Here is a 19,335-nt window from a genome sequence, read left to right as displayed (position 1 = left end):
TCATCTCATGTCGCCGGGATTCCAGGGCCGGAACAAACAGCCGCCGAAGACTCCCCAAACGGGCATGGTCCAAGGATTGGACAAACAGAGACAATACTAATCGTCTTTGCTGACAGGACCGCGGAGACCCTCACCCTGAGCGGAAACCACCTGATCCGCACCCTGGGGCAGGGCCTCCTGAACCTGGGCAAGGGCCGACTCCTCGTCAGGCAGGAAGGGGGCCAGGGAGGGCAACTCCTCCAAGGAGTTCAACCCCATCTTCTCCAGGAAGATACTCGTGGTGACCAGGCGGGCGGCGTGGGTATCCGGATCGACTCCATCCTCACGGACCAAACCACGGACCAGAAGGGAACGGATGACCCCGTCGGAGTTGACCCCGCGGATCTGCCCCACCTCGGAGCGGGTCATGGGTTGGCGATAAGCCACAATGGCCAGGGCTTCCAGGGCGGCCTGGGAAAGCCTGGCCGTCTGCCCGTCCTTGACGAATGCGGCAACGACGGGTTGATAGTCCGGGCGACTGTCCAGCTGCCACCCCCGCGTGGTCTCCCTGAGCTCGAATCCCCTTCCCTGATAGGACTCAGCAAGGGTCTGTAGGGCTGTCTGGGCCTGATTCGGTTCGACGGCGAGGACCCTTGAGAAATCCTGGCTGGTCAGGGGTTGGTCCGTGGCCATCAGAATGGCCTCCAGGCATCCCGCCAATCCGCCCGGGAAGTCGTCTACATCGAAATCCACATACTCCGGTCTAGTATCGGGATGTGTGACGGGAACCTGCCCCTCCTCCCCCGGTAGTCCATCCGCCTGGGTCTCTGGTTTGTCCTGGCTCATGCGAAGTCCCCCTCACTGATCCCTTGGAGATCTTCCTTCTCGGTACCGCCCACCCAGCGAAGATAGAGAGGCTCGTATGGCCCTTCCTGCTTGTACTGAATCAGCTGCTGCTTGAAATAGACCAGAACGGCCAGGAATCTGGCCACAATCTCCAGGTTCCCTTCAGCCGAGGCGATGATGGACGCGAATGCCACCGGCTGTCCGGGAGTGGCCACCAGGGCCTCGCGAACCAGATCGGCCTGCTGGTTCAGGTCGACTAGGGGCACGTGAAGCTGCCCCAGTGAGACCTGGGAAGCCGGGGCATTGGCCAGGGCCGTGGCCGCTAGAAGGGCCAGATCCCCGGGGCTGGTGACCCAATCAAGTTCAGGCATGAGGCTGGGCAAACCTTCATCCAGCCGCCCTGGATGAGCGTATCTGCCTGAATTCGCCGCCAAGATGGCCCGGAAATCCTCACCGGCCTCTTTGAAGGCGCGGTATTGCAGAAGCCTGGCAAAGAGGAGGTCACGCTCCCTCAAGGCCTCCATTGAGGCCTGGTCGCGCAGGGACTCATCCTCAACCGGCAGGAGAGCAGCGCTCTTGGCCTCCACCAGGACGGAGGCGACATCAAGAAAAGCGCTGGCCTGATCCAGACTGGTCTGGAAATCCAAGGTGCTCACATAGGACAGAAACTCGCCGGTCACCGCTGCCAGGGAAACCTCAGTCAACTCGAGCTTCCTGTTGGCCAGAAGGCTCAGGAGCACATCAAAGGGACCTTGGTAGACATCCAGGGCGACCGAAAACCCCTCGCCCGATCGGCCGATGGACTCCCGGGGGGATTCTGCCACAACCCCGCTCACGCCACGATGCCGCGGGAGATCAGCTCCCTGGCAACCTCCCGATACTCCTTGGAGGTCTTGTGCTCGGGAGAGAACATGGTGATGGGCTCGCCCGCCACCGTGGCATCCGGCAACTTGATGGAACGGGAGATGACGGAGTGAAGGACCCTCCCCTCGAAGGCCTCATGAATACGCTGGAGAACCTCCTCCGAATGCAGGGTGCGGGTGTACATGGTGACCAGTACCCCATAGACCTCCAAATTCGGGTTGATCCTGCTCTGCACCTTCTCGATGGACTGCATGAGGAGCGCCACGCCACGGAGGGCGAAGAACTCCGCCGCCACCGGGATGACGACCCCATCCGCCGCAGTCAAGGCGTTGACCGTCAGGAGACCCAGGGAGGGCTGGCAGTCGATGATGATGGCATCGTATTCATTGAGGAGGGGCCTGATGGTCGAGGCAAGGACCTGCTCGCGCCCGACCTCGGTGACCAGCTGAACCTCGGCGGCCGACAGGTCGATATTGGCGGGGATGATGTCAAGCCCGGGGAAACGGGTGTGGTGAACCACCTCATGCACGTCGAGGGAAGAATCGAACATGGCCGTGTAGATGGTGTTGTCAACGCTGTTGGCATTGATGCCCAGACCCACGGTAGCGGCCCCTTGGGGATCGAAGTCGACAATCAGGACCTTGCGCCCGTAGAGACTGAGCGCACCGGCTATGTTGATGGAGGAAGTGGTCTTGCCCACGCCGCCCTTCTGGTTGCACATGGCGATGACACGGGCAGGGCCGTGCTGTTTCAAAGGCTCAGGGGCTGCGAAAGTCTCATACTCGCGCCCTAACAAATCCGTAGGCATACCTCTAGCCTACCAACATCCGGGAATCATCCGCTCAGGGCGGGTTTACCGGCAGGGTGTGACGTTTCCGAGGCACCTTCCCTCAGCGGGCGCGGGGGTGCGCCGTCTGGTAGGCCTCAATCAGTCCTTGAGGGCTCACGTGGGTATATATCTGCGTCGTGGTGACCGAGGAGTGTCCAAGAAGCTCCTGAACGGACCTGACATCGGCGCCACCCTCGATCAGATGGGTGGCGAAGGAGTGTCGGAGGGTGTGCGGGTGCAGGGGCCGCTGGATTCCCGCCCGTTCGCCGGCCTTGCGCACCACCTCCCAGACGGATTGCCTGGTCAGGCGCTTCCCGCGCTTGTTGAGGAAGACGGCTGTCAGCTCCCTTCCCCGGGTGGCGCGGCCCTGCAAATCAGGACGACCAAGGTTCAGGTATGACTCCAATGCCGCGCAGGCATACGAACCGACCGGGACCAGGCGCTGCTTGTCACCCTTGCCGGTCAGGCGAACCACATGCTCGTCCAGATCCAGATCGTCCAGGTTGGCACCCACAGCCTCTGATACCCGGCAACCCGTTGCATACATGAACTCAAGGAGGGCCTTGTCCCTGAGCACCACCGCGTCCTGTGACCCACCCATGGCGGCGGCATCCAGGAGCCGGGCGACCTCGTCAACGGTCAGGACATCAGGCAGGGAGGTCGTTCCCTTGGGAGCCTTGACCCCCCTTGAGGCGTCCTCACCTGTCACCCCTTGCTGCAGGGCGAATTTGTGCCACTCGTGGACAGCGGCCAGACGGCGGGAACGACTTGCCGGACTCTCCGATGAGAGTCCTGCTAGGAAGCCCTCCACATCCCCTTTGGTTACCTGGTCAAGACTGCGAATACCCTGCTTGGAGAGCCATCCCGCATACATACTCAGGTCCGACCGGTAGGCCTTGACCGTCGCCGGCGCCAATCCCCGTTCCACACCCGTATAGGCAAGGAACTGGTCCAGCAGGTCCGCCATCGCCTTCGGAAGGTCATCGGGGATGGTCCTGCTCCCCTGCCGGTCGTGCTGGCTGGTCATAGGCGGTATTCTAGCCCCTCCGACCTTCCGTCCGGAATGTCAGGACGACCTTGGCCCCACCCAGATCGGCGGAGCCCCCCAGGCTGATGTCGCCACCCTGCTCCTGGGCATCACGTTTAGCCACGCTCAACCCCAGTCCGAAGTGATGCCCCGACCTGCTGGGGTCACCCATATACGACTGCTCGGTGGCCCGCTCAAGATCCTGCCGGCTGAATCCCGGGCCGCTGTCCTCCACTGTGAATACCAGGCAACCCGGTTGTTTCATCATCTGCCGGTCGGGAACATCAAGCTCGACCCCGATCCGGATACGCCCCTGGTCGGGGGTGTGCTCAACGGCGTTGACCAGGACGTTGCCCAGGGCCTGCACGGTCAGGTCCGCGTCGAGATTCACCTCGTCCGCTGTGAACTCCCCTATTTCAAGATCGATGGACTTGTCGAGGACCTGGCCTCTGACCATATCGATGACCGTGTTTACGAGTCCTGACAGGTCGCAGTATCTTCGCTCGGGTCCGGCCTCCGGAGTGCTGAGGGAGGATTGAATCAGGGCGGAGGTCAGCTCCTCCATCCTCTTTTCCTCCGAAGCGAGCCTGTTCAGGTATTCCGTCTGGTCCGCATCCAGGTCAGTCTCCCCCAGGAGGTCAGCCCAGCCTGCGATGCCCGTGAGGGGGGTCTTGAGATCATGGGCCAGGGCGGCCGTCCTCTGCCTGCTCTCCTCCTGGGTCCTCCACTCACTTTCCAGGGAGGAACGAAGGTTGGTCTTCATCACGTCCATGGACCCCAGCACCTGGTCGAATTCACGAACGGTGGATGACCCTACGGCGAAGTCCAGGTTCCCGGCTCCGATGTAATCCACGGCCCGGCTCAGGGGGGCCACCCCCCGGCGCAGATACCTCACCAGAAGAAGGATGCTCACGACAGCGACCAGGATGACGTTGACGGCCATGCAACCGTTCAGGACGGTTTCCGGCGAGGGCAGCGCACGATTCAAGCCATCCTCGGCATAACGGGCGCCCATCTGATAGGAAATGACCACGTACCCCTTCTCCTGCGGAATCACGACGAAGCTCCCCGCCGCCTTCATGCCACTCGCCGATATGAGGTCCAGGATCCTTGAACGGGTCCGGGCATCCATATTCGAGGATTGCACCTTGAGGCGGGAATCAAGGACCATGTATGCACTGCAGGAGGGCAAATCACTTGGACGGAAGGTGGTGTCCCCCATCAGGGTCATGGCATATTCGCCAACGGACTCCTCGCATGAGTTCGCCGGCAGGATGAGTCCCGTATTCACGCCGACCGCCAGCCCCAGGATGGGAAGCCCAAGACCAAGGGCTTCCGCAGCCGTGAACATGACCAGAAACCACCCCAGAATCGTATTCAGCTTTCTTCCGTGGCCGCGCTGAGGGACTGCGCCGGGATTCTTCACACCCACAGGTAACCCACCCCCCATCTGGTATGAATCGGAGCCATTCCTACCTCCTGAAACTTGGCCCTGATGTTGCCTATATGGGTGGCTACGGCCGCAGCCTCCCCACGCGGATCAAGGCCGGATACCTCCCGGTGTATCTGCTCCTTGGAATAGACATGCCCACGGTTGACGGCCAGGAACTCGCAGATGGCGTACTCGGTCGGTGTCAGGTTCATGGCACGGTCCCCGCAGGTGAGTTCCTTGGCAGACATGTCGAAACGGAACTCACCCAGGGTCAGCACCTGCGAGCGCGCCCGACCTTCCCGGCGCAGGTGTGCATCGACCCTGGCGCGCAGCTCATCCAGGTGGAAGGGTTTGGTCAGATAGTCATCCGCACCGAGGCCGAGACCGCGAACCACATCCGCCTGGTCCGTCCTGGCGGTCAGGAAGATGATGGGAACCCCGGTGGCCTCACGGAGCTTACGGACCAGCTCGAATCCATCCATACCGGGCATCATGATGTCCAGGAGGACCAGGTCGAAGTAGTCCAGGTGAAGCATATCCACCTTCCGCGGGTCACTGACTGTGGAAACCTGGTGCCCCTCCTTGCCCAGTCCGATGCGGATGATGTCCAGGATGGACTCCTCATCATCCACCGCGAGAATCCTGGCCATGACTACCTCCTTACAGAACCCGGCCGCGCAGACCGCCTGACCTGCCTCAATGCCAGGCATATACGCATGGACCGCATCACCTGCGACCAAGATGCCATCCATCCCTCACGTTGCGCCATATTCCTTTGCGCGGTCACGTATTGCGGTAAGTCTCCGTCCATTTTCTCATTCGTTCCGCTCATGGCCGGGCCGACAGGCCGACACCCAAATCATCGCCAAGACCCAGGAGGCACATGTCAGCAGGATGCCCATCCCCCATCCCAGGTTCTGCTGGGTGTTAAAGGCCGCCAAGACCGTCTGGTCCGCGCCTCGAGTCTGCGTGGCCTGGACCAGGGCTGCAACCCCCACGGGGAGTCGTGAGGGTAGGGCGGGGAGCAGGAACCACCATATGCCGTCGCCCAGCCCGGTCTGAAGCAGGAAACCCATAAGACTGCCGAATACACCGACCAGTATGCCGACCTGACGCCCCCACGCCATGGCAACCACCATGGTCAGGGGAATCAATGCTGCCCCACCGAGAACGAGCCCCAGGAATACCAGCAACCACGAGCCCACCCCCATCGGGTTCCGCCCTAGGAGGCCCATACCCAGAGCGAAAAGACAGATTGCAACCGCACACACCAAGGCGTAGAGGAGTTCGAGATACGTCAGGATTCCGGCCAGGGCCAAGCGCCGAGAGGGCAATCCCAGAAGGGCCGTATAGTTGCCGGCCCTGAACTCCCTCTCGGATATGAAACCGCAGACCAGTCCCAGAACCAGGGGCAGGATTCCTCCTATTACCTGCAGGTATCCCGTCACCTTGTACCAGGGCTCATAGGGGGTCACGGCAAAGTAGGCGAGGAAGAGGAGCACACCAACAAGCGTGGTTACAAGAAGGATGGGGGTGAACCATGAATGCCGTTGACGGATCGCCTCCGCTCTGATTGACCCGATCAGACTCATCAGACCGTCTCCCTCTTGGAAAACCACCGAGAACCAAGCACGGTCAGGGCCAGGAAGAGGCTCACGGAGATCACCAGGGACAGGGCCGATTGCACACCGAAGACCTCGAGGGGACTCTCCGCCCGCATGGGCAGCCCATTGGGCAGGACCCCCAGCACCGGTGCAGTTGTGGTCAGTGAGGATGCAGATGGCACCAGCCACCAGATCGGGCTATCCCAGGCCATGCTACCTGCATACTCCAAGAAGAAAGGCAGGGCCATGCCGAAAATCGGCCCTACCGCGGCTGTACCCAGCAGGCCCAGAGGGATCAACCAGGCGGACGTGGCCAGATTGAGCATGAAAGCCGCAAAACCTGCCTGAAGAGGGGTACCCTCCAGACCCAGCATCCCGGGCAGTACGGAGGCAAGCAGGAACACGGCCAGATTGGATACCGCACTCCACAGGAGAACCACCGCCGTCTTTGCAAGGAAGGCCAGGCCCGGATCCCGCGGAAGCAGGAGAAGGGAACGAAGACGCTGCCGGGTGTCCTCCCCCATTACCGTGACAGCCAGGAGGGCAAGAAGGGCAGGCTGAAGAATGGAGCCCCACCAGTTCCATATCTCACTGACCATAACCTCGGTTCCCGGACCTGCGGGCATGAGGAGGCTCAGAAGAAGCGCAAGAACCAGGTCAAGAACCGGCATGCCCAACCCCAACCAGGGCAGGGCTGAGTGACGGCTTTTCAGCAGCTCGGCTCGGATTGCAGCCCTCAGCCCTCTCATCGTGCACCTGCCTCTGCGGATACGCGCCGGCATTCCCGCATGAACAGCTCCTCCAGATCAACGGAGTGGTCCAGACTGTGCTCATAGACCAATCGACCCTGGGTTATGATGCCGATGTGATCCGCCACCTGGGATATCTCGCTGAGGATATGACTGGAAATGATGACCGTGGTGCCTCCGGCGGACAGGGTGCGAATAAGGGCACGGAGATCCTCGATACCCATGGGGTCCAGACCGTTGGTGGGTTCATCCAGGATGAGCAGCTCCGGATCCGACAGGAGGGACAGGGCGATGCCCAGCCGCTGCTTCATCCCCATGGAGAAACGACCTGCCTGCTTGTTTCCCGTGTCGACGAGACCAACGGTCCGCAAGGCCCGGTCCATGGTGGAGGGGTCCAATCCAAGAAGGGTGGCCCTGACCCGGAGATTCTCCCTGGCGGTCAGGTTGGGATAGAGGGGCGGACTCTCAATCAGAGCACCGATTCGGTAGAGGTCCTCCCTGGTCCAGGGGTGTCCTTGGAAAAGGATGTCGCCCTGGCTGGGGCGGAGCATGCCCGTCAGCATCTTCAATGTTGTGGACTTGCCGGCGCCGTTGGGGCCAAGCAGACCGTATATATCCCCCCGTCCGACATGCATCTCGATCCGATCGACCGCCTTTCTGCGGTTATGCCCCCGACCGAACCATCTGGTCAGCCCCCTGGTTTCGATGACATAGGTCATGATTCATCCTTCCTCGACTCCTATCGGACAAGGATGGATCAGAGATTTCAAGAATTCATCAAGATAGGCGAGCTGTATCCCATCGACCGAGATACGACGGCACGATTCAGAACTCAAAAGGCATCGACACAGGCTTCAAGGCTCCGGAAAGGCCATCGCCAGATATGAAAGAACCCCGCCGTAGCGGGGTTCTACAAGAATGCAGTCACAGGCACCAAGTCAGCCGATGACTCGGCGACGGCACCCGGAGAGACCGGACTCAGGCCTCGACGGGGGCATTCACGTCGGCGGGCAGGGCCTTCTTGGCCTCGTCCACAATGGCATTGAAGGTATCGATGTCATTGACGACCAGGTCGGCCAGTGCGCGGCGGTCCAGCTCGATGCCGGCCAGGCGCAGGCCCTGGATGAAGCGGTTGTAGGTGATGCCCTGAGCGCGGCATCCGGCGTTGATGCGCTGGATCCACAGCTTGCGGAAGTCACCCTTACGGGCCTTGCGGTCGCGGTAGTTGTAATTGAATGAGTGGAGCAGCTGCTCCTTGGCCTTGCGGTAGAGGCGTGAACGCTGACCGCGGTAGCCGGAAGCCCGCTCAAGGACGACCCTGCGCTTCTTGTGCGCGTTGACTGCCCGCTTGACTCGTGCCATAGATATTCCTCAGCTTTCTAAAAATCTAGTTCAATGACCAACGGCCCGCTCAGCGGCCCAGCATCTTCTTCATGTTCTTGGACTGGCTCGGAGCAAGCACCTGATCGGTGGAGAGGTGGCGGCGCTTCTTGGCCGACTTGTGCTCCAGATTGTGGCGCATACCGGACCCGGCGGCCATCAGCTTGCCCGTGCCGGTGACCCGGACTCGCTTGGACGCGGCAGAGTTACTTTTCATCTTCGGCATTGCTGCCCTCCTTGGATTTCATCTTCTTCGGGGAAGTAGTGGTTGACTTGGGAGCCTTGAGAGCGGGAGCGGCGTCGATCTTCTCGACGGTCTGCTCGGCCTCGTCCTCGGCCTGCTTCCTGGCTTGGGTCTCATCGGACTTGGCGGCCAGACGTGCCGCCTGCCTCGCCTGACGCTCAGCCCTGGCCTGGCCGCCTCTGCGGCGCTGCTCGGACTGGGTGTGGACCTTCTTGCCCTTGGGGGCCAAGGTCATGATGATGTTACGACCCTCCTGCTTGGGGGCGAACTCGATGGAGCCCAGATCAGCGACATCATCGGCCAGCTTGCGGAGGAGTTCCACGCCACCGATGGGCCTGGACTGCTCCCTGCCACGCAGCATGATCGTGACCTTGACCTTGTCTCCGGCGGACAGGAAGCGGCGTACGTGCCCCTCCTTGACCTCGAAATCATGGTCGTCGATCTTGAGACGGAAACGAATCTCCTTGATCTCCGATGTGCTCTGATTGCGACGGGCCTCACGGGCCTTGATCTTCTCGTTGTACTTGAACTTGCCGTAATCAATGAGCTTGGCGACCGGAGGTTTGGCCTGGGCTGCCACCTCGACCAGGTCCAGGTTCGCCTCCTTGGCCAGATTGAGTGCGACCGAGGTTGCGATAATCCCGACCTGTTCGCCGTTCGGGCCGATCAGGCGTACCTGAGATGCTCGTATCTCGTCGTTAATCCTTGGTTCGTCGCTAATGATGACTCCTTTTCAAATTCACACAACACCCACTGCAGGCGGACAACCATCAGGAACCGCAAGCGACGAATTCACAGCATGAGCCGGCGGAATCCTCCATCCGGAGGGCAAACCGCATTACTCCTCGTGGTCAGGCAACCAATATCACGGAGCCAAACCCACAATGTGAACCCGAAGCCATGGGAGGCTCCCAGGTGGGATTATCCACTTTCTTGATTTCTCAAGCCAAAGGACACTATACCACAAAACCGGAGACATGCCCACGGGAACGGACCGCAGCAAAACACCCGCAGCGCGCCGGTCCGTGCAGGGGCCTAGTCCGCCAGGTCGAGAAGCTCCGGCTTGGTGCCGTCGTGGATGAAGTAGTCGTCGTACCAGGTCAGGAAGGAGTAGATGGTCCAGATCTTGCGCCGGGCATCGTTCCTGCCGGCATAGTTGTCGTCAATCATCTGCAGGAGGGCCTCCTGGTCGAAGAACTCCCCCACGTAATCCCGCTCGAAGACCGAACGGACCAGACGATAGTACTTTTCCTGGCGAAGCCAATCCTTGATGGGGACCGGGAAGCCCAGCTTCTCGCGGTCGGACCACTCCCGCGGTATATGCCGGTCAGCGGCCTTGCGGAAGGCGAACTTGGTGTTCTCGTCCGTAATCAGATACCTGGTGGGAACCTTCTCGGCCACATCCATGAGGCGCGTGTCGAGGAGCGGCACACGCAACTCCAGGGAATGGGCCATGGTCATCTTGTCGGCCTTGAGGAGGATGTCACCGGGCATCCACTGATGCATGTCCAGATACTGCTTTTTCTTGAGCTCGGACAGGTTCTGTCCTCGGAGACGGGCATAGGTCCGGTCCACGATCTGCTTGACCGAAGGCGCTTTGCGGTACTCGGGCCGAAGGATGCGCCCGGCCTCGTCCTCCTCGAAGACCTTGGCCTGGCCGATGAAGTTCTCCTCGGCCGGAGCCAGGTTGGCATAGAGATGCCAGGCCCCGGGGAAACGCTTCCCCTTGGCCCAGCGCCCTATGGCATAGCGGGCCTTGCGGGGCAGGTGCCCCAGAATCCGGGTGGCCACCTTGATGACCTTGTACCGGGTGTGCACCCCGTAGTCCACATAACCCGCGAAGAGCTCATCGGCCCCCTCCCCGCTCAGGACCACACGCAGATCGCGGCTGGCCAGCTCCGAGAGGAAGAAGAGGGGCACACAGGAGGGGTTGGAGTCCGGCTCGTCCAGATACCACTGGATCTGCGGGAAATACTGGAAGGCCTGGTCGCCGTCCAAAGATTCGGTGGTGTTGTTGAGCTTGAGGAGGGAGGCCAGTTCCCCGGCCTGGTCGGACTCGTTATAGGTGCCCTTGCCGAAGCCGATCGAATAAGTGTGCTCCGGGCGGGCAACCGCGGCGACATAGCTGGAATCCACTCCGGAGGAAAGGAAGGACCCCACCTCCACATCGGCGACCTGGTGGGCCTTGACGGAATCCTCCACGGTCTTGTCGATCGAGTCGACCAGGTCGGCCAGATTCTGGTCGCTCTCACCAAAGGCTGGATCATAGTACTGGTGAATGTCCATCTTCCCGTCCCGGTAGGTGAACCAGTGGCCTTCGGGCAGCTTGAATACGCCCTTGAAGAAGGTCTCGGGCAGGGCCGGGTACTGGAAGGTCAGGTAGGGCCGCAGCGCTTCCTTGTTGAGTTCCTTATGGAAATCGGGATGCTGGATGAGGCTCTTGATCTCCGAACCATACATGAAGGTGCCGTTCATGATGGCGTAATAGAAGGGCTTGATGCCGAAGTGGTCACGGGCCCCGAAGAGTTCCTTGCGGTTGCTGTCCCAGATGACGAAGCCGAACATGCCGCGAAGGCGGGTCAGCACGTCCTTGCCCCACTCCTCGTACCCATGCAGGATGACCTCGGTGTCGGAGTCGGTGGTGAAGGTGTGCCCCTTCTCGATCAGGACCTCGCGCAGCATACGGTAGTTGTAGATCTCACCATTGAAGGTGATGGCCATGCTGGAGTCCTCGTTGAAGATGGGCTGGTCACCGCCCTGGAGGTCGATGATGCTCAGCCTGCGGAAACCCAGGGCCACCTGCTCGTTGACGAAGCGCCCCTCCTGATCAGGACCTCGATGGGCGATGATATCCGTCATCCGCTTCAGGACGGCCGTCTTCTCCTCGATTGGGGCATCAGAGACGAACCCGGCTATTCCGCACATTGGCAGCACTCCTTATAGATTCAGACCAGCAATCAACGATAGCAAAGGCATGTGTCTGAACTGTGCCCGCGCGGAACCATCGGGCGCAGGCACAGTCATGACGGTCGGGGGTTCAGACCCGGCCACACGGGATTCAGTCGGCCCGCCCACCGGCCTGGCCATCCACCAGGGGCAGATAGTCCCCGTAGCCTTGGGCCTCCATCTCATCCCTGGGCACGAATCGAAGGGCTGCGGAATTCATGCAGTAGCGGCGACCGCCCCGGTCCGCCGGGCCGTCGTCGAAAACGTGCCCCAGGTGGATGCCGGACCGGGCCGTCCTGACCTCGATCCGGGGCCTGCCCAGGAGCTTGAAGTCCTTCCGGTTGACCAGGAGGTCAGGGTCAATGGGCTTGGAAAAGGCCGGCCACCCGCAACCCGAATCGTACTTGTCCACCGAGGTGAAGAGCGGTTGCCCATCGACCACATCCACATATATCCCCGGGCGGAACTCCGCATCGTACCTGTTCGTGAAAGGTGCCTCCGTGGCAGCGTGCTGGGTCACCTCGTAGCTCTCCTGATCCAGGGCCCATATCCGTTCGATGTACCGCTGCCGCTTGGGGGCTGCCGCGATGGCGTCCAGAGGGATGTGGCAGTACCCGTCAGGATGCTTGATCAGATAATCCTGGTGGGATTCCTCCGCCGGGTAGAAGTTGCTCAGGGCCTCGACCTGGACCGCAGGATGCCGCCCCGTCCGCTCCTCAAGTTCATGAATCGCCCTACGGAAAACAGGTTCCTGCTGATCGCGCCGTCCGGCCTCCCAGTAGAGTCCACTCCGGTATTGGCGACCCCGGTCATTGCCCTGCCTGTTTACGGAGAAGGGGTCGATCATATCCAACAGGAGAAGGGTCAGGGTGCGCAAGGTGACCCTGCCCGGATCATAGGTGATCCTGACGGCTTCGACCGCATCGGTATTGCCGGTGCAGACCTCCTCATACGAGGGATTCTCCACCTTGGACTGGGCGTACCCCACCTGGGTATCGGTGACACCGCTGACTTCCTGGAAGAAGCGTTCCACCCCCCAGAAACACCCTCCGGCAAGGACCAGGGTTTCGCCCCCGCCAGGAGCCGCCTGCCGACCATCCGAACCCGTCGGCACCTCGGCGACCACGGCCGGGAACCGCATTCGAACGTGCATCATCGAGAACATATCGTCTGCTCCTCTCATGACCCCTGGCATCGTCCGCATCATTACATTTGGTCCAACACGTGCCCGAACCGGCCTATTCCTACCCGGACATCCATATGTTCCGCTTCTCACACTTCCGACACCTAGCCTTGGCACCACTTCCCACTCCCGGTTACCATCGAGCCGGTATCCAAGCCATCCAGTTCCGGCTGGGCGGTTCGGGGAATCGGCGGTGGAAGCGCGGAAAGGTCGGAAAGAGACGATGAAGCAGGTCAGGGAGGGCTCGGCTGCAAGCGAGGCGTTCAGGGCGGCCCTGCCGTTGACCCTGCCCATTCTGGCCGGGTTTCTCTTTCTGGGCATCTCCTACGGATTCCTGATGACCAGCAAGGGGTTCCCCATCATCTATCCCCTGGCCATGAGCGCCCTGATATTCGCCGGGTCCATGGAGTTCGTCACCGTTGAACTTCTTCTGTCGGCCTTTGACCCCCTCGGTGCCCTTGTTCTGACCCTGATGGTCAATGCCCGCCACCTCTTCTACGGATTGGCCATGCTGCCCCGGTTCAGAGGGACGGGCTGGAAGAAGCCCTACCTGATATTCGGCATGTGTGACGAGACCTTCGCCCTTATCTCCTCCAGTAAGGAACCACCCGGAGTCGATCGAGGATGGTTCATGTTCTTCATCACCCTCCTCAACCACGCTTACTGGGTGGGCGGGGCCGCAGCCGGAGCGGTGCTGGGGAACCTGGCCCGATTCGACGCACGGGGGCTTGAATTCGTCCTTACCGCAATGTTCGCGGTCCTCTTTATCGACCAGTGGATGAGGACGAAGGAGCACTCCCCTGCCCTTATCGGATTGACGGCCTCGCTGGTCTGCCTCCTGGTCTTCGGACCGGACCATTTCATCATTCCCTCCATGGTTCTTATCGTGGCGGCTTTCGCCATCGCCGACCAGACCCTTGGGAAGCACCGGAAAGATCAAAACGACTCCGAAGAGACGGGGGCCATCGCATGACCACCCTGCAGAGCGTCCTCACCATCGCCATCGTGGTTCTTGGCACCATGTGCACCCGGTTCCTCCCCTTCCTCATCTGGCCCGAGGGGCGCAGGCCACCCGCATCCGTCATCCGCCTGGGGCAGGTGCTTCCCGCCGCAGTCATGGGGATGCTAGTGGTCTACTCCCTGCGCAACACCTCCCTGACCGGCGGAGACCACGGCATATACGAGGGGGTATCCCTCCTGGTTACGGTTCTGGTGCACTACAGAAGGCGGAACATGATGGTCAGCATCGCCTGCGGGACCCTGACCTACATGGCCCTGGTCCAGGGTTGGATTCCCCTGGCGGCGCAGGCACTTGGCCTAGGATGGTGACCAAGCCCGGCCGGATTGACCCAAGGAAAGGCGGACAAGGATGAAGGAAACGGTTGAAGACACCTCCCCCCGTATCTGCCAGATCTGGGGGGCAGGTCAGTATTACGGCCACGAAATGGCATCCCCTGATGCCGCCGTCATCATCGCTGCCGACGGCGGAGCGGACGAGGCGGCCTCAAGGGGCGTTACCCCCGACCTAGTCGTGGGCGACTTCGACTCCATCGCAACCAGCACGTCCGCTCTTGTAGACCTCGGCGGAAACAAGGGTGACTCCGCACATTCACCAGGCACGCCCGCACCGGACGAGTCCCGCCCCTTGTCGGACGATTCGCCCTCTCCCTTGAGACGATCCTCCTCGCAGAGTGCAATCACATCATCGGAATCACCGTCCCAGATCAGATACCAGCGGCTGCCGGCCGAAAAAGACGACACCGACATGCTGGCCGCAGTCAAATTGGGTTGGGAGGCCGACTGCCGTGTCTTCCGTATCTACGGTGGTCTGGGCGGACGGATGGACCACACCCTGGCCAATCTGAATCTGATTTCCCTGGTGGCGGCCGCCGGAGGACGAGCCAGCCTATATGGCGACGGCATAATCGTCACTGCCATCAGCCGGGGTTCCCTCTCATTCACCCCCTGGCAATCCGGAGAGCGGGCCATGGTCTCGGTCCTTTCGGCCTCCGACCGGTCGGAGGGCATCAGCGAGCGCGGCCTGAAATACCAGGTCGAGGGAATGACCATGACCAACCTGGAACTGACCGGCGTCAGTAACGAGTTCCTTCCGAACACCCCCGCCCGGATTGGTCTGGACAGGGGAATCATCTACGTCACCTATCCGGACGCAGCCCCCATGCCAAGTTGGCACACGGACATCACCCCCGCCACATCCCTGGGCCACCTCGATACCCGACCCTCCCGCTGGCTGACCCGACCAGAACGGGGCCAGGTCGAAGAGGAAACGAACCCGACCACCTCTGCGTTTCAGGGCGGTGAATGAACTCGCTCGGTGGAGGAAACACCCGAAGACAACGCCCAGAGAGAAAGGCCAGCATCATGTCGGATACACCTGCGGCAAACCCAGGAAACAAGCCGGTTTTTGTCTGCTACAAGCCTTGTTCGACCTGTGCCAAGGCGCGTACCTGGCTCAGGTCTCAGGGGATCGATTTCCGTGAACGTGACATCAAAGGAGACAATCCCACGTTCGAGGAGCTGGACACATGGCAAAGGCTGAGTGGACTGCCGGTAAAGCGGTTCTTCAACACATCCGGGCAACTCTACCGATCCATGGGACTGAGTGGGAAGCTGCCGGAAATGAGCAGGGAGGCGGCCCTGCGTCTCCTGTCCACCGATGGGATGCTGGTCAAGCGCCCTATTCTGGTCGACGGGTCCACGGTGCTGGTCGGGTTCCGTCAACCACAGTGGGAGCAATGGTGGACCGATACGAACGAGAATCCTCACAAATCTTGAGCGGTTTGATTGGATAGTGTACAACAATTTCTAACATTGCAGATGTTCGTTTTTGGCCCGACATTCCCCGGCCTTCCGCTTGGTTAAAGTACACACGACCCACTAAAGTATGAGATGTTATCAGTAAGTGGACGTGTACAGTCCCGAGTCACTTGTTCTGTATACGGCCGGTCTCCAAGGGAGAAATCAATGACAGTAAAGATTGGCATCAACGGCTTCGGTCGTATCGGTCGTCTGGCTTTCCGTCGCATCTTCGAGCTGCAGGCCCGTGGCGGCGACGCCTCCGAGATCGAGGTGGCAGCCATCAACGATCTGACCACCCCGTCGATTCTGGCCTACCTGCTCAAGTACGACAGCACCCAGGGCAACTTCCGTCATGACGACGGCACCCCGGTCGAGGTTTCCGCCACCGACACCGCCATCGTGGTGGACGGCAAGGAATACCCCGTGTATGCCGAGAAGGACGCCAACAACATCCCGTGGGTCAAGAACGACGGCGTGGACTACGTGCTTGAATGCACCGGCTTCTACACCTCCGCCGAGAAGTCCCAGGCCCACCTGAACGCCGGAGCCAAGAAGGTCCTCATCTCCGCTCCCGCCAAGGACGACACCACCCCCACCGTGGTCTTCGGCGTCAACCAGGACATCCTCAAGGCTTCCGACAAGATCATCTCCGCCGGTTCCTGCACCACGGGCTCCATGGCCGCCATGGTCAAGATGCTGGATGACAACTTCGGCATCCGCATCGGATACATGACCACCATCCACGCCTACACCGGCTCCCAGATGCTCCTGGACGGCCCCAAGGGCAGCAAGCCCCGTGGCACCCGTGCAGCCGCCATCAACACCATCGAGCACTCCACCGGTGCCGCCAAGGCCATCGGCAAGGTCGTCCCCACCGTTGACGGCAAGCTGCAGGGACATGCCCAGCGCGTGGCCGTCCCCTCCGGCTCCGTCACCGAGCTGACCACCGTCCTCAACAAGAAGGTCACCATCGACCAGATCAACGAGGTCGCCAAGAAGGCCTTCGAGGGCACCGAGTACTACGGCTACAACGATGAGGGCATCGTCTCCTCCGATGTCATCGGCGATACCCACGGCGGTATCTTCGATGCCACCCAGACCGATGTCAACACCCATGGTGATGACCAGCTGGTCCGCACCGTTGCCTTCTACGACAACGAGTACGGCTTCACCAGCAACATGATTCGCACCCTGCTCTACTTCGCCGAGCTGGGCGAGTGAGCATCGTTCCGATGCGGTGAATAGTCCGGGGCCACTCCTCCAATCGGGAGTGGCCCCTTTTTCATACCCGGAAACCTCTGCCTCAACGATGACGCGAAACGGTTTTCATGAGCATGTCGCAAAGAAAGCCGACCACCATACCGACCAGAAAGCCCAGGGCCATCACGGTCAGGGGGTTATTGGCAAGCCAGGCGGAGGCCAGATAACCCAGTGTCCACATGTATATGCCCCAGAGACCTCCGGCCAGGGCCGACAGGGGTATATATCGGCTCAGCGGGTAGTGGGCGGCACCTGCGGTCAGGTTGATGATGGTACGCCCGGCAGGTACGAACCGGGAGGCCACGGTGAAGAACCCTCCCCCGCGCTCAAAAGCCCTGTGAGCCCATGAAATCACGGCCTTTCCGGCTGCACCCCGGAAGAAGACGATCTGTCGTAATGGCACCAGTCTGCCCAGCCAATAGGTGCAGACATCCCCGAGGGTAAAAGCCAGGGCGCAGACCAGAATCACCCAGATGGGCAGGGGGGAACCACCCGCCCTGAAGGCCGTGGCCGTGGCCAGCACCACCAGCTCGGTGGGAATGGGGATGATCAGGGCATCAAGGAAGGCCGCCAGGAAAAGGGACCAGAGACCCCATCCGCCGGAAACGGCGGCAAGCAGCCAGGCATTGATTGCCTGCATCATGGGGCCACCAACCTTTCTTCCTCTTGACATCGCCCGATGGAACAGACCCAAGGATAACCTGACCTGGGGTCGTCAAGCACAGAACCGTAAGAGCGGGGAACGAGCTGAAAGGCTGAAGTGCCGGGAATCATCCACTCCCGAAAGGCACGGGTACATCGGAAACGGGAATCAGTCCCGCCGCTCCGTGGCTGAAGCGGGAGACGAAGCCCCGGTCTTCCTGTTGCCGGCTGCACCCCGAGAACGCAAGGCCGAGGGCAGAACAAAGTGCATGGTCTCCTTGATGGTCTCCGCGTAGGAGACCCTCCCGTAGCCCCATTCTGCCAAGGCATCCAAGACACCCTGGACCAGGTCTTCAGGAACCGACGCGCCCGATGAGAGTCCGACCTTGGTGACCCCCTGGAACCAGGCGGGGTCCAGATCACCGGCATCATCGACCCGATGCGCCCGCCCCGGCCCGGAACCCTCGGCACCTGCATCACCGGCGGCGAACCGTTCATTGAGCACGTCCTGCGCAACTTCGACCAGCCTGACCGAATTCGAGGAGTTTGCAGACCCGACGATGACCACACAGTCGGCATGCCCGGCCACCAGCTTGACGGCATGTTGCCTGTTCTGGGTGGCATAGCAGATATCAGACCCGGGAGGCTCTTCGATCCAGGGAAAACGGCGGTGAAGGGCCGCAACGATATCGGCGGTCTCATCCAGACTCAGCGTGGTCTGGGTCAGCATGACCAGCTTGGTCTCCGAGGTGAAGTCAAGCCCATCAACATCGGCCTCATGCTCAATCAGGTGAACATGCTCCGGGGCCTCGCCCACCACACCGATGGCCTCATCATGGCCGCGATGGCCGATATACACGATCTGGTACCCGTCACGGACGAAACGATGGACCTCCCGATGCACCTTGCTGACCAGGGGGCAGCTTGCATCGACCACCTCCATCCCCCGCCTCCGGGCCTCGTCCTGGACCGCAGGTGCAATGCCGTGGGCCGAGAAGACCACAGGCACCCCGGCCCGGACGGCACGGTCGGGAATCTGGTCCAGCTCGTCGACGAAAACGGCCCCGCGGTCGGAAAGGTCTTCGACCACGTGACGGTTGTGCACAATCTGGCGTCTCACATAGACCGGTGGCAAGTCGGCATCATCGGCCTCCCCGTCAGGCGGAGTCCAGGCGTCCAGGATGGTCTCCACGGTCTGGATGGCCCGGTCCACACCGGCACAGAACCCCCTGGGGTCGGCAAGGATGACCTCCCGGTCGTCCCGGAAGGCCTGGGTATCGGACTGATCCAAGACCTGCCCGACGCCGGTTGCTCTGAACCCTGACACTGAAGACTCCTTACAGAACCGCAATCACACCCTTACCCGAACCAAGGGTCGGGCAACGACCACTCCCGGGCCACACCCTGGCCGATAGGCCTGAACCGATCGCCCGGGTGCGACTTCCGGTACAAGCACATGGTAGGTGGTCCGACCCCTCCCTGCCATGCGGGGAGCCACTCTTTCACCAAGAACCCCAAGAAGGGTGTCAC

Annotated in this window: 21 protein-coding genes; 5 read left to right on the top strand and 16 right to left on the bottom strand. The window is 61.2% G+C overall.

Annotated elements, in window-relative coordinates; genetic code table 11:
* Window positions 1-96: 96 nt before the first annotated feature.
* The 14 genes from scpB to msrA all read right to left on the bottom strand — a co-directional run bounded on the left by scpB (window position 97) and on the right by msrA (window position 13,065).
* Window positions 97-825, bottom strand: coding sequence for an SMC-Scp complex subunit ScpB (scpB, locus tag H3V08_RS01840; RefSeq protein WP_198181419.1), 729 nt, complete (start codon window positions 823-825; stop codon window positions 97-99).
* On the bottom strand, window positions 822-1,649 hold the full coding sequence (locus H3V08_RS01835; RefSeq protein ID WP_332461777.1) for a segregation and condensation protein A: 828 nt from the start codon (window positions 1,647-1,649) through the stop codon (window positions 822-824). Before H3V08_RS01835 ends, scpB begins: the two co-directional genes overlap by 4 nt.
* 8 nt (window positions 1,650-1,657) lie before the next feature.
* Complete coding sequence (locus H3V08_RS01830; RefSeq protein ID WP_198181418.1) at window positions 1,658-2,497, bottom strand: ParA family protein; 840 nt, start codon at window positions 2,495-2,497, stop codon at window positions 1,658-1,660.
* A gap of 82 nt (window positions 2,498-2,579) precedes the next feature.
* On the bottom strand, window positions 2,580-3,485 hold the full coding sequence (xerD, locus tag H3V08_RS01825; RefSeq protein ID WP_198182079.1) for a site-specific tyrosine recombinase XerD: 906 nt from the start codon (window positions 3,483-3,485) through the stop codon (window positions 2,580-2,582).
* Window positions 3,486-3,555: 70 nt separating this feature from the next.
* Window positions 3,556-4,977: a sensor histidine kinase gene (locus tag H3V08_RS07605; protein WP_198181417.1), complete on the bottom strand. Its 1,422-nt coding sequence runs from the start codon at window positions 4,975-4,977 to the stop codon at window positions 3,556-3,558.
* The gene (locus tag H3V08_RS01815; RefSeq protein WP_198181416.1) at window positions 4,968-5,627 is read right to left on the bottom strand and encodes a response regulator transcription factor; all 660 of its coding nucleotides are present in this window, start codon (window positions 5,625-5,627) and stop codon (window positions 4,968-4,970) included. Before H3V08_RS01815 ends, H3V08_RS07605 begins: the two co-directional genes overlap by 10 nt.
* A gap of 165 nt (window positions 5,628-5,792) precedes the next feature.
* Window positions 5,793-6,569, bottom strand: a complete 777-nt coding sequence (locus tag H3V08_RS01810) for a lantibiotic immunity ABC transporter MutG family permease subunit (protein ID WP_198181415.1) — start codon at window positions 6,567-6,569, stop codon at window positions 5,793-5,795.
* Entirely contained in the window at window positions 6,569-7,330 is a 762-nt protein-coding gene (locus tag H3V08_RS01805) for an ABC transporter permease (protein ID WP_198181414.1), read from the bottom strand. Before H3V08_RS01805 ends, H3V08_RS01810 begins: the two co-directional genes overlap by 1 nt.
* Window positions 7,327-8,049, bottom strand: a complete 723-nt coding sequence (locus H3V08_RS01800; protein ID WP_198181413.1) for a lantibiotic protection ABC transporter ATP-binding protein — start codon at window positions 8,047-8,049, stop codon at window positions 7,327-7,329. Before H3V08_RS01800 ends, H3V08_RS01805 begins: the two co-directional genes overlap by 4 nt.
* Window positions 8,050-8,308: 259 nt before the next feature.
* The gene (gene rplT, locus H3V08_RS01795; RefSeq protein WP_033489862.1) at window positions 8,309-8,692 is read right to left on the bottom strand and encodes a 50S ribosomal protein L20; all 384 of its coding nucleotides are present in this window, start codon (window positions 8,690-8,692) and stop codon (window positions 8,309-8,311) included.
* Window positions 8,693-8,741: 49 nt separating this feature from the next.
* Window positions 8,742-8,936, bottom strand: a complete 195-nt coding sequence (gene rpmI, locus H3V08_RS01790; RefSeq protein ID WP_033489861.1) for a 50S ribosomal protein L35 — start codon at window positions 8,934-8,936, stop codon at window positions 8,742-8,744.
* Window positions 8,917-9,678 carry a translation initiation factor IF-3 gene (gene infC, locus H3V08_RS01785; RefSeq protein ID WP_198182078.1) on the bottom strand — a complete coding sequence of 254 codons (762 nt, stop codon included), beginning with the start codon at window positions 9,676-9,678 and terminating at the stop codon, window positions 8,917-8,919. Before infC ends, rpmI begins: the two co-directional genes overlap by 20 nt.
* A gap of 311 nt (window positions 9,679-9,989) precedes the next feature.
* Window positions 9,990-11,879 carry an asparagine synthase (glutamine-hydrolyzing) gene (gene asnB, locus H3V08_RS01780; protein WP_198181412.1) on the bottom strand — a complete coding sequence of 630 codons (1,890 nt, stop codon included), beginning with the start codon at window positions 11,877-11,879 and terminating at the stop codon, window positions 9,990-9,992.
* A 133-nt stretch (window positions 11,880-12,012) separates the two neighbouring features.
* Complete coding sequence (gene msrA / locus H3V08_RS01775; RefSeq protein WP_232340055.1) at window positions 12,013-13,065, bottom strand: peptide-methionine (S)-S-oxide reductase MsrA; 1,053 nt, start codon at window positions 13,063-13,065, stop codon at window positions 12,013-12,015.
* A gap of 241 nt (window positions 13,066-13,306) precedes the next feature.
* On the opposite strand from msrA, the gene H3V08_RS01770 reads away from it, so the two are divergent.
* The 5 genes from H3V08_RS01770 (at window position 13,307) to gap (ending at window position 17,124) form a co-directional block, all read left to right on the top strand.
* The gene (locus H3V08_RS01770; RefSeq protein ID WP_198181411.1) at window positions 13,307-14,056 is read left to right on the top strand and encodes an AzlC family ABC transporter permease; all 750 of its coding nucleotides are present in this window, start codon (window positions 13,307-13,309) and stop codon (window positions 14,054-14,056) included.
* Window positions 14,053-14,412, top strand: coding sequence for a branched-chain amino acid transporter permease (locus H3V08_RS01765; protein ID WP_198181410.1), 360 nt, complete (start codon window positions 14,053-14,055; stop codon window positions 14,410-14,412). The genes H3V08_RS01770 and H3V08_RS01765 overlap by 4 nt, the downstream gene beginning before the upstream one ends.
* Window positions 14,413-14,452: 40 nt before the next feature.
* The gene (locus H3V08_RS01760; protein ID WP_198181409.1) at window positions 14,453-15,409 is read left to right on the top strand and encodes a thiamine pyrophosphokinase; all 957 of its coding nucleotides are present in this window, start codon (window positions 14,453-14,455) and stop codon (window positions 15,407-15,409) included.
* Window positions 15,410-15,465: 56 nt separating this feature from the next.
* Window positions 15,466-15,879 carry an arsenate reductase family protein gene (locus H3V08_RS01755; RefSeq protein ID WP_198181408.1) on the top strand — a complete coding sequence of 138 codons (414 nt, stop codon included), beginning with the start codon at window positions 15,466-15,468 and terminating at the stop codon, window positions 15,877-15,879.
* Between the two features lie 189 nt (window positions 15,880-16,068).
* Window positions 16,069-17,124, top strand: a complete 1,056-nt coding sequence (gap, locus tag H3V08_RS01750; protein ID WP_033489855.1) for a type I glyceraldehyde-3-phosphate dehydrogenase — start codon at window positions 16,069-16,071, stop codon at window positions 17,122-17,124.
* Window positions 17,125-17,206: 82 nt separating this feature from the next.
* On the opposite strand, the gene H3V08_RS01745 is transcribed toward gap, so the two are convergent.
* Window positions 17,207-17,806, bottom strand: a complete 600-nt coding sequence (locus H3V08_RS01745) for a DedA family protein (RefSeq protein WP_198181407.1) — start codon at window positions 17,804-17,806, stop codon at window positions 17,207-17,209.
* A 168-nt stretch (window positions 17,807-17,974) separates the two neighbouring features.
* Window positions 17,975-19,096: a 4-hydroxy-3-methylbut-2-enyl diphosphate reductase gene (locus tag H3V08_RS01740; protein WP_198182076.1), complete on the bottom strand. Its 1,122-nt coding sequence runs from the start codon at window positions 19,094-19,096 to the stop codon at window positions 17,975-17,977.
* Window positions 19,097-19,335 lie beyond the last annotated feature (239 nt).

The organism is Bifidobacterium sp. M0307 (assembly GCF_016100445.1).
GTDB lineage: Bacteria > Actinomycetota > Actinomycetes > Actinomycetales > Bifidobacteriaceae > Bombiscardovia > Bombiscardovia coryneformis.
This window is presented reverse-complemented; position numbering and strand designations above follow the sequence as displayed.

Coding starts and splice junctions, on each gene's coding strand:
- H3V08_RS01800 (WP_198181413.1), bottom strand. CDS start 8,049: ATGACCTATGTCATCGAAACCAGGGGGCTGACCAGATGGTTCGGTCGG.
- xerD (WP_198182079.1), bottom strand. CDS start 3,485: ATGGCGGACCTGCTGGACCAGTTCCTTGCCTATACGGGTGTGGAACGG.
- H3V08_RS01745 (WP_198181407.1), bottom strand. CDS start 17,806: ATGATGCAGGCAATCAATGCCTGGCTGCTTGCCGCCGTTTCCGGCGGA.
- H3V08_RS01765 (WP_198181410.1), top strand. CDS start 14,053: ATGACCACCCTGCAGAGCGTCCTCACCATCGCCATCGTGGTTCTTGGC.
- H3V08_RS01760 (WP_198181409.1), top strand. CDS start 14,453: ATGAAGGAAACGGTTGAAGACACCTCCCCCCGTATCTGCCAGATCTGG.
- H3V08_RS01770 (WP_198181411.1), top strand. CDS start 13,307: ATGAAGCAGGTCAGGGAGGGCTCGGCTGCAAGCGAGGCGTTCAGGGCG.
- rplT (WP_033489862.1), bottom strand. CDS start 8,692: ATGGCACGAGTCAAGCGGGCAGTCAACGCGCACAAGAAGCGCAGGGTC.
- msrA (WP_232340055.1), bottom strand. CDS start 13,065: ATGTTCTCGATGATGCACGTTCGAATGCGGTTCCCGGCCGTGGTCGCC.
- scpB (WP_198181419.1), bottom strand. CDS start 825: ATGAGCCAGGACAAACCAGAGACCCAGGCGGATGGACTACCGGGGGAG.
- H3V08_RS01755 (WP_198181408.1), top strand. CDS start 15,466: ATGTCGGATACACCTGCGGCAAACCCAGGAAACAAGCCGGTTTTTGTC.
- H3V08_RS01815 (WP_198181416.1), bottom strand. CDS start 5,627: ATGGCCAGGATTCTCGCGGTGGATGATGAGGAGTCCATCCTGGACATC.
- H3V08_RS01830 (WP_198181418.1), bottom strand. CDS start 2,497: ATGCCTACGGATTTGTTAGGGCGCGAGTATGAGACTTTCGCAGCCCCT.
- rpmI (WP_033489861.1), bottom strand. CDS start 8,936: ATGCCGAAGATGAAAAGTAACTCTGCCGCGTCCAAGCGAGTCCGGGTC.
- asnB (WP_198181412.1), bottom strand. CDS start 11,879: ATGTGCGGAATAGCCGGGTTCGTCTCTGATGCCCCAATCGAGGAGAAG.
- H3V08_RS01805 (WP_198181414.1), bottom strand. CDS start 7,330: ATGAGAGGGCTGAGGGCTGCAATCCGAGCCGAGCTGCTGAAAAGCCGT.
- H3V08_RS01810 (WP_198181415.1), bottom strand. CDS start 6,569: ATGAGTCTGATCGGGTCAATCAGAGCGGAGGCGATCCGTCAACGGCAT.
- gap (WP_033489855.1), top strand. CDS start 16,069: ATGACAGTAAAGATTGGCATCAACGGCTTCGGTCGTATCGGTCGTCTG.